Source organism: Trichococcus sp. K1Tr, from assembly GCF_028309625.1.
GTDB lineage: Bacteria > Bacillota > Bacilli > Lactobacillales > Aerococcaceae > Trichococcus.
Genome location: NZ_JAQMHR010000009.1, coordinates 56,943 through 70,986 on the forward strand (window position 1 = coordinate 56,943; position 14,044 = coordinate 70,986).

At 45.3% G+C, this 14,044-nt stretch carries 13 protein-coding genes; 5 read left to right on the top strand and 8 right to left on the bottom strand.

What is annotated here, in order from left to right:
* Positions 1 to 331: 331 nt before the first annotated feature.
* On the bottom strand, positions 332 to 1,663 hold the full coding sequence (locus PH235_RS12400; RefSeq protein WP_272162648.1) for an IS4 family transposase: 1,332 nt from the start codon (positions 1,661 to 1,663) through the stop codon (positions 332 to 334).
* Between the two features lie 195 nt (positions 1,664 to 1,858).
* A complete protein-coding gene (locus tag PH235_RS12405; RefSeq protein ID WP_272162649.1) occupies positions 1,859 to 3,262 on the bottom strand; it encodes a hypothetical protein in 1,404 nt (467 codons plus the stop codon).
* A 1,015-nt stretch (positions 3,263 to 4,277) separates the two neighbouring features.
* Here PH235_RS12405 and PH235_RS12410 point away from each other — a divergent pair.
* Positions 4,278 to 5,090 carry an AraC family transcriptional regulator gene (locus PH235_RS12410; RefSeq protein WP_159072203.1) on the top strand — a complete coding sequence of 271 codons (813 nt, stop codon included), beginning with the start codon at positions 4,278 to 4,280 and terminating at the stop codon, positions 5,088 to 5,090.
* A gap of 26 nt (positions 5,091 to 5,116) precedes the next feature.
* Here PH235_RS12410 and PH235_RS12415 read toward each other — a convergent pair whose 3' ends face one another.
* Positions 5,117 to 5,680 (bottom strand): hypothetical protein, encoded by a 564-nt coding sequence (locus PH235_RS12415; RefSeq protein ID WP_272162650.1) that lies wholly within the window; start codon positions 5,678 to 5,680, stop codon positions 5,117 to 5,119.
* A gap of 134 nt (positions 5,681 to 5,814) precedes the next feature.
* Here PH235_RS12415 and PH235_RS12420 point away from each other — a divergent pair, with 134 nt between their 5' ends.
* Positions 5,815 to 6,399 (top strand): GNAT family N-acetyltransferase, encoded by a 585-nt coding sequence (locus PH235_RS12420; protein ID WP_272162651.1) that lies wholly within the window; start codon positions 5,815 to 5,817, stop codon positions 6,397 to 6,399.
* Positions 6,400 to 6,560: 161 nt separating this feature from the next.
* Here the strand turns inward: PH235_RS12420 and PH235_RS12425 are convergent, their stop codons facing one another.
* Positions 6,561 to 7,019, bottom strand: a complete 459-nt coding sequence (locus PH235_RS12425; RefSeq protein WP_272162652.1) for a hypothetical protein — start codon at positions 7,017 to 7,019, stop codon at positions 6,561 to 6,563.
* A 768-nt stretch (positions 7,020 to 7,787) separates the two neighbouring features.
* Between PH235_RS12425 and PH235_RS12430 the strand changes: the two genes are divergently transcribed.
* Entirely contained in the window at positions 7,788 to 8,402 is a 615-nt protein-coding gene (locus tag PH235_RS12430; RefSeq protein WP_272162653.1) for an Rgg/GadR/MutR family transcriptional regulator, read from the top strand.
* A gap of 29 nt (positions 8,403 to 8,431) precedes the next feature.
* Positions 8,432 to 8,641, top strand: a complete 210-nt coding sequence (locus tag PH235_RS12435) for a hypothetical protein (RefSeq protein ID WP_272162654.1) — start codon at positions 8,432 to 8,434, stop codon at positions 8,639 to 8,641.
* 18 nt (positions 8,642 to 8,659) lie between these two features.
* Here PH235_RS12435 and PH235_RS12440 read toward each other — a convergent pair whose 3' ends face one another.
* Together PH235_RS12440 and PH235_RS12445 are read right to left on the bottom strand one after the other, a co-directional pair.
* Complete coding sequence (locus PH235_RS12440) at positions 8,660 to 10,213, bottom strand: sensor histidine kinase (protein WP_272162655.1); 1,554 nt, start codon at positions 10,211 to 10,213, stop codon at positions 8,660 to 8,662.
* On the bottom strand, positions 10,203 to 10,904 hold the full coding sequence (locus tag PH235_RS12445) for a response regulator transcription factor (protein WP_272162656.1): 702 nt from the start codon (positions 10,902 to 10,904) through the stop codon (positions 10,203 to 10,205). Before PH235_RS12445 ends, PH235_RS12440 begins: the two co-directional genes overlap by 11 nt.
* A 166-nt stretch (positions 10,905 to 11,070) precedes the next feature.
* Between PH235_RS12445 and PH235_RS12450 the strand changes: the two genes are divergently transcribed.
* A complete protein-coding gene (locus tag PH235_RS12450) occupies positions 11,071 to 11,463 on the top strand; it encodes a hypothetical protein (RefSeq protein ID WP_272162657.1) in 393 nt (130 codons plus the stop codon).
* A gap of 325 nt (positions 11,464 to 11,788) precedes the next feature.
* On the opposite strand, the gene PH235_RS12455 is transcribed toward PH235_RS12450, so the two are convergent.
* Complete coding sequence (locus tag PH235_RS12455) at positions 11,789 to 12,559, bottom strand: energy-coupling factor transporter transmembrane component T family protein (protein ID WP_272162658.1); 771 nt, start codon at positions 12,557 to 12,559, stop codon at positions 11,789 to 11,791.
* On the bottom strand, positions 12,556 to 14,043 hold the full coding sequence (locus PH235_RS12460) for an ABC transporter ATP-binding protein (RefSeq protein WP_272162659.1): 1,488 nt from the start codon (positions 14,041 to 14,043) through the stop codon (positions 12,556 to 12,558). The genes PH235_RS12455 and PH235_RS12460 overlap by 4 nt, the downstream gene beginning before the upstream one ends.
* Position 14,044 lies beyond the last annotated feature (1 nt).

Genomic DNA, 14,044 nt, shown 5'->3' on the forward strand with positions numbered 1-14,044 from the left:
AACTCAACTATAAGGATACGATGAATCGCGGAACCCTCTGCAATTCAGAGTTCAACTACGAGAACCCAAAAGAAGCAGCCGGACATTTTGTCGCAATGTCATTAACTTAAGGGTATTGACAAATTAGAGACAGGTGGAAATGGGAGAGAAATTCTCTCATTTCCACCTGTCTCTTTCGTTTCTGACAATCGAAGGCACAACGAAGCAAGGCAGCTCCATGAAAAAAGTTGCCCTAATACCTTCATTCCCGGATAATTATGACATGGTACTGTAAAAGCCCATACCTATGGTCTTTTTATCAACCAGGTAATAATTTTATCGGGAATCCAGGCTAATATGTGTAACGATAAGAACGTTTGGATTTGTTCACAGGGGTCTTCCTTTTGACCGACCTGTGTGGGCGGACGGGGACAAGGTGTTTGGTAAGCAGTTCGCTCATTTGTTCGAAACTTTCTCTCCGTTGTTCGCGTGTTTCGCCCATGAACGATCGGATAAAATAGGTTTTCACGATTCCGATAGCGATGCTGAGATTTTGCTTCATTTCATATTTATAACGTTCTTGGGGTATTGCTCTTGTTTCGCTCACTTCGATCAGGTGAAGCATCGTCAGGTTGTACAACCAGACACTACAATAAATGTCCTGAAGGATCAGTCGTTCCCGGTTGCCACTAAACTCCTCTAACTTCATCCGGTTTTTCAGGACGTTGTAGGCAGTTTCGATTCCCCACCTCAAACGGTACACTTCATTCAAGTCGTCAAATGGAAATTCCTCGGGTGTTAAATTCGTCAAAAGGACTTCGTCCTCTATCTTCTCGCTATCTTGCTTGCGAAGCGGGATTTTTACAAACCGCAAGGGATAAACCGTACTCATCAAGGTCGCCCGGAAAGTCCTGTCATTCCGGTAGTCGTTTGTCTGGGAACGATTAAAGGTGACTTCAAAGGTTTGGTCTTGCCCGACAGAAAGCTGGCTGGAATAGCGCTTTAAGTTCTGGTGATCCATCCGCATCACAAATTTCTGCCCGTCCTGGATCAGTTGGTTGACCAAGCGCATCGAAAAATAGCCGCGATCAAACACGGTGAGGGTAGGCTGCCGGAGCGTTTCTTTCAATATGTAGAGGTGTTGCGAAGCAGAGGCACGCTCGCTGCTCTTGTACGGACCGACAAACGTGTCAATCGCCAATTTGTTGATACAATCATAAAGCAGTGAGACGGATGCCATCACCGGATTGGCGGATACCTTGGGGTTACGAGCCACACCGTATTTTCTGGCGTTTTCCTCTGTGGAGGGCAGGATGATGTCAGAGCCGTCTATCGCGGTCACGATGTAGCCGTTCAGCTTGACCAACTGGTCATCGTTCTCTTCATAAACCATGGACATGTAGTCAGTCATCATCAACCGGATGGCTTTGGGGTTGTAGTTCATTCGGGCCTTATAAAAAGCGACGGTCGAAATATCCAGGGGTTTCCCCTGGTCCTCGTAAAAATTTAAGAGTTCGCAAAATTGTGAGTTCCCCTTTTGCGCAAACATTTGAAGCATCAAGGCGATGGGAGTTGTTTTCCTTTTTCGGGTAAAGGCTTGTGGGTTCCCTTCACGGATATCTTCCAGATAAATAGTTTGGGCTTCCTCAATATATTCCTGAAATGCCATCAGTTGGACCGTCATTTTGAACACTCCTTTTAAATTACAGACTATTCTCCCTACATTAAGTATAACGGGAAATCTGGAGAGGAGGGAAAAATTCCTCCTCTCATCAATAAAAAAAGGCGAGAATGCATAATGAATGCATCCTCGCCTTTTTTTCAGTTGTCAAGCTGCTTAAGTTAATGACATTGCATTTTGTCGGCTGCTTCTTTTTATTTACTCCGCAAGTCGGATCTGCGCATAGAAGGCGTTCATCTGGTCGGCCAATTCATCCTCCTGCATTTCATGGAAGATGTTCATCACATTATACAAGTATCGCAACAACCAATCAAACGCATCCTTCTTCAGGGTAACCCCTACCTTCATTTCTTCCTCAATCTCTTTATGCAACGCATCGACCCAATGGTCCCCCAGAACAATACGCACCCGTTGAAACTGCTCCCGGAAAAGCTGCTCAGTGGAAACTTCGCCCTCCCCCGACATCCATTTGTTGCGATTTGCACTGCGGTAATAACGAGGGATGAATTGCTTGAAATAAGGATCGGATTGTTGCAGCAGGAAAAAGGCTGCTTCATATTTCCGGTCGGTTATGTAACTATCCAACAAATAGGAAACCAAAATATCCCGAAAATCGATCGACAGTTTACGGACAACCAAATCCTTGTAAGTATCATTTATGGGCACAATGTCCAACTTAGTGTACAGCGGTTGCCTACTTGCCCCCACCACCAATTCTTCGCGTTCCAACAGCTTGTGCGCCTCTTCTTTCGCTTTGGTATGCATACCCCGGGATCGAAAAACGACGAAACGGACCCATTTCAGCAACGCGCCTTCTTCAGCCGTCAGCTGAATGTCCGGATTACCATCCAAAACCGCGGCAAAATTTTCCAATTTCCGGACGGTATCTGCATAATCATGATGCTCCCACTGGATATAGCTCGTCTCATCCTTTTCGTAACGGAAGCTGATGAAAATCATCTGAAGCCACAGTTTTTTTATGTCAGAATAACTGACGCGGTAATGTAACTGTTGCAGCAACACTTCTTCCATCTGCGCCTTGATTCTGTTGCGCTCCCAACCTGATCCGATTGCTTCAGCTTCAAAAAGCTGAACGAGTTCAATCGACTTCCTAACATTATATTTGTTTTCTGTCATTAATTTGTTTACAATAGGCCTGAGAATGAGGTGTGATAACTTCGCTTGATTCTTGAAATAAGGGAAAATAAAATAATCTTCATTCATCCTTTTACGCAAAATCCCCGTATGCAAGGGCTGGTGCCCAAGAGGACCGATTATCGGCGAAAAGTCCTTTAACTCATATTCTCCTTCCATGAATTCCAAGTTCGCATGATTGAAAGGATATCCCGCAGGAAAGTTTTGTTTGTAGTAGAAAAGATACCACTCATGCGCTTCCTGTTCGTTCAGCAGCAGTCGATCCACAGCGATTTCCTCATCAGCAAATCGCTTCGCAAAACGTTGCACTTCATGGGACAATCGATAATATTGTTGCGTATGCAGGAAATCATGCAACGTGTGCTCTGTCACCGCGACTTTGTCAGCCAGTACATAGTCATGAATCGCGTAATAATACTCAAAAAACAGGTCGTAATCGCCTTTCATCTCTTGCACCTCCGGACCGTAATCCCTTACAATTCTAAGTCCATTTTACCATATTGCTCACAAAACAAAGCAAGAAAGCCTACGCACCTGATAAAATCGGCTGCCAAATACTGAAAATTGTGCAATTAACTGAAAGCTGAAACAAACATCCTACATAGAATTCATTGAAATTTATACAAATTCCAATCAGTTGATATAAAAATGTTCAGTTATTAGATGACGTTTTCACGCGATGGTGCTATACTATACATGAAATGACGTTTGTTGCATTCGCGTACAAATATGGCACAGCGCCTGAGGAATCCCAACCTATAAGGATTTCCCGAAAAGCATCCCTTCCTATTCTCTCCTGTCCCTCACTTTTTGATGAGCAGAAATACTAGCATCCAAAAAAACAAATATTTTTACATCAGGTATGTTGCATTTTTCGAACAACTTCCCAAACTGAAAACGCCCATTAACAAGCCTTTAATCGCAAACGACTATAGCTATTTTGTTTTTCATAAGACTTTTAATAAACAAAAACAGAGTTTCTGTCTATTATGATCCGAAAGTCTTTTCGCTATCTTGGGACCGATAATCCATGTTAAAGGGGCTGTTAAATTGCACGCTTAAAATAGATAGCGATCACTTCAGCCTGAAACTTTTATTGCAATCGGCCGCGATTGGGAGGAGCGGCACCGATTCCTCAAAGCACGTACATTAATGGAAAAATATTTGTCCCCTCTGCCGCATCAATAAATTGGTTTCGTTAACGGCAACATACTTTCCGCAATAAGTTTATTATTTCTAACTTCTCTCTTGTACATGTCAGATTTAATTACAGACATATTACAAACAAGCCTTTTTATGACAAGGATTAAATTTTGATATTTTTATAAAATATACTAGACAAACCAAAAAAATAGTATATTATTATTGTTATTGGCTCGTTCGGATGATATGGAATTTGAGTCAATTAATTTTCAAATTGTCGAACCGTTGCTATCAGATAGATTACGTTAGGAGGATAAATATGTATACCATGTCCAACATAAAAAACCTCTCCTTGAAGATTGTACTCGCTGAAAAGAATACAATCACAGCCGCCCAACCTACTAACTACCAAAAATTCCCTTATGTTAAACTTTTCTACGTTACATCTGGGGATGTTTCTTTAATAATGAAAGAAACGACGGAAAAGCTTTCAAAAGATCAGTTGATCTTATTGAATCCAAATGTAGAGTACTATTGGGACCTGACAGGAGATAAAGCAGCAGAGATCATCGAAGTCGGTATCCACGGACTTGAGTTTTCAAAAATCGGGGATGCAGAAAGCGATTTCTCTTATTACCGCCACAACGATGGTGAAAAAGAAACCGCAACTTTCCTGAATTTATTGCTGGATGAAATGAGTACACGCAACCAAGGCTACGAAGAGGTCAGCAAACGCTTCGTCGAGATCATCCTGATCCACTTGTTGCGTCTGGAAGAATTCTCGATCCGGAACTCGCTGAACAAAAAGAACCACAAAGAAATCCAAACTGTTAAGAATTACATGAAAGTGAACTACCACAAGAACATCACTTTGGATGACTTGGTGGATCTGGTCCACATCAACAAATTCTATTTGATCCGTATCTTCAAGCAGGAAGTCGGCATGTCCCCGATCGACTACTTGATTCATATCCGTATCGATGAAGCGCAAAAAATGTTGCGCAACACCAATATCGCAATCGCCGATATTGCACACTTGGTCGGCTTCCAGTCACCGTCCCACTTCTCGAAAACATTCCGGGAATTGTCGAACTGCACGCCTTCACAGTACCGTCGTCAAGGAAACCAATAATACAACAAAAAGAAGAAGCCGCCGTTTTAAGCGACTTCTTCTTTTTGTTCCTCCAACGCCCGCAAATAGTCTGCCGCCTCGCGCGGTCTGCGGAAATGATGGATCGCTATGCCTGAAGGCGCCTGATCCAGTAAAGCAATCAAGCCCGGCCGGTTGTTTTTGTTGAAGTTCCAGATGAATTTCATGAATTCCCAATCGAAGCGTTCCGGGCAGCCTTCCCCCATATCGGGACGGGTGCGCTTGCGGTTCAAAACAATCCGCTTCAACGCGCGATAGAGACACAAACTCCTTGGAAAGTCGAAAAAGAAAACCGTATCCGCACGCCCCAGCCTGATCGGCAGGCTCCGTTGGTAATTGCCGTCGATTATCCAGCTGTCCTCTTTGATCCGTTCTTTTTGGACCCGGTCCTGTTCCACATCAGAGCGCAATTCCCAATCAGGCAGCCAATATAGTTTATCGAGATGATGCAGCGGATTGCCCGTCAATTGCTGCAGCTTGCGCGAAAAGGTGGACTTCCCCGATCCGCTGCACCCGATGACGACGATCCGCTTCATTGCCTTCCCACTCCCGCTGGCCTTCATCTTTGCCAAACCGATCCCTCCATTCGAACGAGAAATTTTCTTCTATCAACCAGTTTACCACAGCGCAAAAGCTACGGATAGTAACTGATACACCCCCGCAACTAATGGTATACTGGAATTAAAAACAACGGAAGGAACGATGCATGATGATACGAAAAGCCCGAAAAGAGGATTGCCCGGAACTCTACGATCTGATCCACGAAATCTTTGTGGATATGGAATTACCGCTGCTCGATCTGTTGGATCCGGATGTCCTGAAAGCCGCGATGGTTCGAGCCATGCACGAGGACGTCTACCGATTCAGTTACCGGAATGGTCTTGTCTATGAAGAAAACGGTGAAATCCTTGGCTGTTGTTTCGGCTATCCGGGAGCATCCGAACCCATCATCGATGCCGCACTCCGGAAAGCTTTTAAGGAAATGCACGTCACAGCGCCCAACCTTTTCCCCGACAGCGAAACGTTTGCCGGAGAATGGTATCTGGATTCCATCGTGACGAAGCAGTCAGCGCGTGGAAAAGGTGTCGCCCACCAATTGCTGCAGGCCTTGCCGACACTCGCCTCAGTTGCGGGTGAAACCGTCATCGGCCTGAATTGCGAAAAAGACAATCTGCAGGCAAAAAAACTCTATGAAAAGGTAGGTTTCCGGACCGTTTCCGAACGGACCTTGAGCGGTCATGTCTATGACCATATGCAGTGGAAAATCCAGAAGACAGCCCCTGACGAATGAAAAATATGTTGATGCCTGTAAAATTAGCATTTCCATAGGGCATTGAGTCAGCTCGTTCTTACTTTTATGTAATGCTTTTATTTAAAAAAGTGTTTTTTCTTTGTAATATTGTGTAGAAAGTTCCTGCAAAACACAGAGATTCAAATTTAAGCCCTATTTTATTACCACATATCTTTGTAAAAAGTCGTAGTTCTAACGAGTTTGGTTCTGTTAGAATCTGAATAATAATAAGTAACGTATTTATATCTAGAATATCCATCAATATAGTAGTGATCCGTTTTTGTATACATTACTGTTTTTCCTAGACTTCTAAATGCTTCAACGACACCTGCAATAGTACCAATCCACCCTACATAAGGAACAAAAGAAAATATTCCCAAAGCAATGCTTTGTAAATTTGCATCTATACTGCTGTTAGAGTAAGTCGTTTGAAAATAATGATATTGACCACTGTTTAATGCTGTAGCATTCGAAATGTTCAAGTCAGCAATTTTTGAAGTGGAAATAGAGTTTACTATTTCATTGTCTACATAAATATTTCCGGTATTGTCTCTCGTTAATGTTGAAGCTGTTCCGTTATCATCAGTAACTATCGCCTTATTATCATTTAACAGCTCCATAGTGATGGTCTCATTAGTCTCTTTATCACGTATAAAAATTTCGTCTTTTTTTGTTCAATATAATAATATTTACCATCAAACACTTTGTTTCCTTCATTAATAGTACTTGCGCTAACAATACTTGGAATTAAAACGCTGCTTAAATTTAAATTATAAAAGTAGACACTATTTTTCTCATTTTTACCCCACCTTTACTTTTTTTTGGCTATCCTAACAAACATATACCAATTAAATGCTATTCCCAACATTAATAATATTCCTCCAAAAATATAAGTATTCTTACTTACGTTCTCAGTGTAACCTGAGAAAAAAATAAAAACTAAAGAAATGAACACTATTCCAAATATCAAATTAACAACTGTATAAAGTGACTTTTTCATACGCCATACCTCCAAATATTCATATAGGTTAAACTCATATTATACTCCTCATTACAAAATCAAGAACGTGTTTATCGTACTTATTTCATATTTTTGTATAATTTTTTAATAAACTCGATAACATGTAAATCCATATTCACCTCCGTCATATGTTGTATTGCGTTCAGCTTATTAATACTTATGACTCAAATACTCGACTATTGTACGACTGAAATGTAAAATAATTATAAGATTAGGAAAATTAAAAATCCCCACATAGCAATGCCTCCTAAATAATATTGTTATAAGGAGTATATTTTTATGTGGGTGATTAACGGAAAAATGACACGAACAAGAAACTTTTGTTGCAAAGATGAGACGTTTTACAGTGCTGATAAAAGGAGTTCTTATGGAAATTTATGAAGCAGTCGCAACTCTTAGAAAAGATAAGAATATAAAAATTGAAGAAGCGATTGGCAACAGTATGTCCAGAGCCAGCTTTAATCGTTATATTAACGGGAAAACTGATCTGTATACCTCGCATTTTTTGGAACTATTGGAAAAATTACATGTAAGCTTGGAAGAAATTGAATTTATGTGTAATGGGTATACGGATAACGTTGAAAAACAATTAATGAAAGAATTGAAGCATGCGTTTGAAGATCAGAATATTCATGAACTTACTTTTATACTGCAGCATTGCCGGAACGAGTATGCCATCGACAAAAATGTATTACATAATCATTTGGCTTCACTGACAGAAGTCCTGCTGGCAAGAGTTGAACACAAAAATGTAGATCTTAAAGAGAATGAATTATATAAATACCTAGTCAAAACGGAAACATGGACACGTTACGAACTTGTCATGTTCAATAATTCTATGTTCTATTTTGATGCCGAAGCTTTAAAACAAATATTGCCAAAAGCAATCAACAAACTAGCTTACTATAAAGAAATAAACCCTTATGCAAACGAAGGGTTCAGACTACTGATAAACGCCATCATTGCATTCATCAGGCGCTAATATATATTCGTATATTGGAAAAATATCCATTGAACGAAGATCAAGCTTATGAAGCTCTCTTACAAAAATTTTTGATTGGAGTCAAACTCATTTTGATTGATGACTCTAAGGGTGATGAAGTAGTTAAGGATTGTATTCAGGCCATGCAATTCTTAAATATGGAAAAGATGGCAACTATGTCTACTGGACTCATAGAACATATATTAGAAAACAAACAAAAAATCAGCCGCAGTGATTAAACGCTGGAGCTGATTTTTTTATTGGTTCAGATCAAAAAGGAAGGTGGAGCCAACGCCCGATGCGCTTTCGACCGACAAAACGATGCCGTGGCGATCGGCTATCTGCTTGGCGACGGCCAAACCCAGACCGGTGCCTTTCTTGTTGCTTTCTTCGTTTGATTTGAAGAACTTTTCAAAGATGTACGGTTGATCCTTTTCGGGGATTCCCGGCCCGTTGTCGGTGACAGCCAATCGGCAGCCTTCACCCAAGGAAGTCAACGTGACCCGGATTTCGCTCTTTTCGGCTGAAAATTTGACGGCATTTTCCATCACGGCAAGCAGCATCTGCCGCAGTCGGGTATAGTCCCCCATCAGCATGAACGAAAGCGGCTCTTTCGAGAAAGTCAGCGTAATCCCCTTTTCCCTTGCGATATAGCGCACGGAACGGATGGCATTCTCCACGACATCCACAAAATTCAAGGAACTCATTTCCATTTGATAGTCCGGGTTCTGCAGCCGTGACAGTTCCAGCAGATCATTGATCATCCGCTCCAGATGGATGCTTTCGGTCAACATTTGTTGGTGGTATTCATCGATTTTGGCGGGATCCTCGATCACATGATCGTTCAAGGCCTCCAATGAACCACGGATGACCGTGACCGGCGTGCGCAATTCATGGGAAATGCTCGTGATGAAATCCTTCCGCATCTTGTCCAGTTTGGCGCTTTCTTGTGCGGCTTCCGCCAACTTGTCCGCCAGAATATCGATGTTGGCAGCAAGTGAACCCATTTCATCATTTTGGATGATCCCCGTGTGGGCTTCGTAATGGTTATCCGCCAACTGCTGGGTCGTTTCTTCCATCCTTTTCAGCGGCTGGATGAACCGTTTCGCCAACAGGACCGCTATCCCGACGGCCGCGATCAAAGCCAAAGCCAAGCTGATCCCCAAAGTCGAAAATCCCGACCGCACGGCAGCCCGCATGTTTGCGATATAGTCGTGCAAAAGGACCGCAGCAATGACCTCCCCTTCTGAGGAGAGCACCGGTGCCCCGACCGTGATGGAGGTATCCTCCAATAACGGGCTGAAGCCTTCGCTGAAGGCGACTTTCCCTTCAAATACCTCATCGACAAGCGCCAGCGCGGCGCTTGGTAGTTCGGCATAGGTGATTTCTTTTTTTCCGGTCCCGACACTGATCGTCTCTGCGGATTGGTCGACGATCCACACCTCGCCCATCGCGATATCCTGAATGGCTGTGATATAGGCGTTGTATCCGTTCACATTGTTGCGCCCGGTCGTACCCGTGGCACCACCTTGCGCGAACAGAGCATTATTTCCTGTTTGCTTTCCGATGGCATTGCCGTTCATAGTGCCATTCGCAGTGAGCGCAACCTCATCTAAAGCGGGACTCCCGTCTTCCAGATAATCGGCTACGCCGGCCGCGATCGCCTCAGCCCGTTCCTGCATATCCGCCCGATAAATCTCTTCGGTATGCCGGGTGAACAGCAACAGGAAGGCCCCTCCGACAACCAAGGAAAACAGCAGGATGACGGATGTGAAATAGAGGACTAGTTTGCGGGTGATCTTATACTTCATCCGGATTCACCTCAAACTTGTAGCCGATGCCCCAAACGGTTTTGATATCCCACGACGGATGGGGAATTTGATCGACTTTTGCCCGCAGCCGTTTGATGTGCGAGTCTACCGTCCGATTATCGCCGAAATAATCGTAGCCCCAAACGCTGTCCAATAAATTGTCGCGGCTGAACACCTTATTCTTGTTCGTTGCCAAAATCCAAAGCAACTCGATCTCTTTTTTCGTGAGATGGACCTGATGCCCAGCGACCTTCACGATGAACTCATCCAGGCGGATTTCCAGGTTTTCATGGACGTAGAGTTTATGGTGATCCTTATTGTCCGGTGTCTGATCCAACCGCCGTAGGATTGCCCGAATGCGCGCCATCACTTCACCCGGCGAAAAAGGCTTGACGATGTAGTCGTCCGCTCCGATATCCAAGCCCATGATCCGTTCAAAATCTTCCCCTCTGGCGGTCACCATGATGATGGGGACCGAGGAAACTTTCCGGATTTCCCTACACACTTCGAAGCCATCCTTTTTCGGCATCATCACATCCAACAGAATCAAATCGAATTTGCCTTTCCCGAATTCCTGCAGCGCCTGTTCGCCATCATAGGCGACGACCGCCTCGTAGCCATCCTTTTCTGAATACTCCTTTAGGATGGCTGTTATTTGTTTGTTGTCATCCGCAATCAATAGCTTTACCATCGGAATCCCTCCTCGGGGAAATCATACTTTAAAAATATGGCAAGATTATGTTGTCACCCCGATAATACCATACAAATGTGCCGTAAAAAACACGCTTCTGCCATACTTTTTGATTATTCTTAGGTCAGTAAGAAATAACAAAAAAACATTCCAGGGGGAAACAAAAATGAACAAGACAAGAATCATGACTATCCTATCCGTTGCAGGCTTATTTGTTGGAGGTGCCGCACCGGTACTGGCAGCGAGCGATACGGCAGCTCAGAACGGCACTATGACCCAAGAGCAAATCAAGTCAGGCGAATGCACAAATGAAGGCGCAAAAAAACAAGGCAATGAAGAGGCAACCATGAAACGTGCCCGCGAGAAAAGCGGAACGTGCGACGGAACTGGTACGCAAGCCCATCAGGATGGTAACCAAAATGGCACTGGCGGAACAGACAGCAACGGTAACCAATACGCCACGGGCGAGACAGACGGTGACGGCAACCAATACGGTACGGATAAAACAGACAACGACGGCAAAAACGGCGTCCGCGATCAATCTTGCCAAACTGAATAACAGTCAACCAGCCAAGTAAATCGCATTGCACTTCGATATGAAGGCACCGCAACAAAAAGGGACGGTCTCGTAATGAGACTGCCCCTTTTTTGTGCATATTCCACTTTTGCAGCTGAAAGCCTACAGATCGAGAGTACAAAGCTGCAAAAACATACCCACCAGCTCCGGCGAGGGTCTCGTTCGCCGGAGGAGCCGGTAAATAACTGGGCTCTTCTCCGATGTAGCTTCAGCTGGTCGGAAGACGGCATCTGAATGTGGGGTCAACCCCGGCGAAGCCTCCTTAGCCGGAGCTGGGCACCCCCACTATTTCTCCATGCAAAACTCCTCAACCTATCCAATGCTTCGCCCCATAACTCATGCCCGCAAGCAGCGCCATGTACGCGAGGAAAACGAAATCGTTGCCGGAAAATCCGATCTCATAGTAATAGGTTCGCTTCACATTGCCGGAAAACCTTTTCGCTTCCATCGCCACGGCGATGCGGTGTGCACGCCGGATGCTGCCTGACAGCAACGGGATGGTGTAGACTTTCATCTTGAAAAGGATCCCCTGTATGCCTTTCACCTTTTCGCTTCCGCGCACCTTGCGGGCATTGCGGATCGTTTCAAACTCCTCCGTCATGATCGGGATCAACCGCAGCGCAGCCATGAAGCTGTAGGCATATTTAGGATCCAGCCGAAGCTGCTGCATCAACGAATAAAATAAATTTACCGGTCGCGTCGTCAATGCGAAGGTCAAGCCCAAAACAGCGAAGACCAATGCACGCAGGCCGATCAGCATCCCCCGCAAAAAGCTCTCCTCGGTGATGCGGATCAGCCCCCATTCGAACCAAAGCGTGTCGCCTTTTCCGAACATGATCATGGCGGAAGCAGTGGACACGAAAATGGCGCAGAAAGGGATCAACAGCAACAAGATCCGCTTCAACGGCTGCCCCGTAAACAGCAGGAACAGGACAAAAAGCCCGATGCCAATCGCCGCCATGCCCTCGAGGTTGCGGACAAACATAGCCGCTATACAGAGCAACAGCGACATGCCCAGTTTCAGGCTTGGATTGACACGGTGAAGCCAGGTTTCTTTGACTAATTCCCGTTCCTTCATCCGCACAGTCCCCCTTCCAAGCGCAAATCAGCGGAGAATGCAGTCCGCATGTCCGTAGCCGATGACGTGGTATCCTTGATTTCGCCATCAGCAACAGTCCAAAACGTTGTCCCGTAGTTCCGGGAGAGTGTTTCATCGTGGGTCACCATCAGGATGACGGCGCCCTTTTTCCGGTAGCTCTCCAAAAATTCCAGCAAAGCAAAAGTGTTTTTGGAATCCAAACCGAAAGTCGGTTCATCCAAAAGGATCAGCCGCTGTCCTTGGATGATCGTTGCCGCTACACTCAGGCGGCGCTTTTGCCCCATCGAAAGTTGGAAAGGATTTTTCTCCCGCTGCCCGCTCAATTGGAAAAGCTCCAGATATTCCTCCACAAGCTTCTCGATTTCCGAATTCCCCTTGCCGTCCATCCGGAGCGAATAGGCCATCTCTTCATGGACCGTGTTCGCCACGAACTGGTACTCCGGATTCTGGAAAACGAAAGCCACCCGGTCAGCCAGCTTTTTCACTCTTTTGATAGGCTTCCCCTCCAGCTCGTAGTCCCCGCTCGTTTTGATGAACTGCATGATGGCGTGGAGGAAGGTGCTCTTTCCGGCTCCGTTCTGGCCGCGGATGATGATCCATTCACCCGGATAGGCCGCCAGCCTTTCTCCGCGGATTTTTGCAGCTCCGTTGCGCAAGCCTTTAAAATCGCGCAATTCCAGCAGCGGACTTTTCAATCTAAAGGACTTCTGCTCCCGTTTCAGCGGTGATTCCGCCAGATGCTGTTCCCATACCCCCGGAAACCAGATGCCCTGCTCCTTCATCTCATCCTTGTATTCCGAGAAGATTTCTTCGTTCGGCCCATCGGCGATGATGCGGCCGGATGCATCGAACAATACAAGCCGTTCGGCGAATGCCAGGACATGATCGATTTTATGTTCCACAATGATGACCGTTTTGTCCTTGCAGACTTTCTTCAGGACCTCCCAGATCGTTTCCGTCCCTTCCGGATCAAGCATCGCAGAAGGCTCGTCCAAAAAGAGCACCTCCGGATCCAACGCCAATACCGAGGCGATCGCTAGCCGCTGCTTCATCCCGCCGGAAAGGCTTGCGATGGGGATATGGCTGTCCGCCAATTCCAAGCCCACTTGCCGAAGCGCAAAGTCTATTTTGGCAGCCATCTCCTCACGCGGAACCGACAGATTTTCGAGCACAAAAGCGAGTTCTTCATCGACGTACGGCATGCAGAACTGACTGTCCGGATCCTGGAAAACATAGCCCCAGGAAGCCGGTGTCACGAGCTTGTCGGCTTTCATCGGCACTTCGATCGATTGCGGAATCAGCCCGCTCAGCACCTGCAGTAGCGTGGATTTGCCGCAGCCTGACGGGCCCAAAAGCAGCACTTTTTCACCGGCTGCGACCGAAAAGCACAGGTCCCTGAACAACAAATCGGCGTCGCCGGGAAATTTCAACTTCAGCTTTTCCACATAAGCTCGCTGCTCCATC

Excerpts from the sequence above, each read along its gene's own strand:
- PH235_RS12450 (WP_272162657.1), top strand. The coding sequence starts at position 11,071 with ATGAACAAGACAAGAATCATGACTATCCTATCCGTTGCAGGCTTATTT.
- PH235_RS12405 (WP_272162649.1), bottom strand. The coding sequence starts at position 3,262 with ATGAAAGGCGATTACGACCTGTTTTTTGAGTATTATTACGCGATTCAT.
- PH235_RS12400 (WP_272162648.1), bottom strand. The coding sequence starts at position 1,663 with ATGACGGTCCAACTGATGGCATTTCAGGAATATATTGAGGAAGCCCAA.
- PH235_RS12420 (WP_272162651.1), top strand. The coding sequence starts at position 5,815 with ATGATGATACGAAAAGCCCGAAAAGAGGATTGCCCGGAACTCTACGAT.
- PH235_RS12440 (WP_272162655.1), bottom strand. The coding sequence starts at position 10,213 with ATGAAGTATAAGATCACCCGCAAACTAGTCCTCTATTTCACATCCGTC.
- PH235_RS12425 (WP_272162652.1), bottom strand. The coding sequence starts at position 7,019 with ATGGAGCTGTTAAATGATAATAAGGCGATAGTTACTGATGATAACGGA.
- PH235_RS12455 (WP_272162658.1), bottom strand. The coding sequence starts at position 12,559 with ATGAAGGAACGGGAATTAGTCAAAGAAACCTGGCTTCACCGTGTCAAT.
- PH235_RS12460 (WP_272162659.1), bottom strand. The coding sequence starts at position 14,043 with ATGGAGCAGCGAGCTTATGTGGAAAAGCTGAAGTTGAAATTTCCCGGC.
- PH235_RS12410 (WP_159072203.1), top strand. The coding sequence starts at position 4,278 with ATGTATACCATGTCCAACATAAAAAACCTCTCCTTGAAGATTGTACTC.
- PH235_RS12430 (WP_272162653.1), top strand. The coding sequence starts at position 7,788 with ATGGAAATTTATGAAGCAGTCGCAACTCTTAGAAAAGATAAGAATATA.
- PH235_RS12445 (WP_272162656.1), bottom strand. The coding sequence starts at position 10,904 with ATGGTAAAGCTATTGATTGCGGATGACAACAAACAAATAACAGCCATC.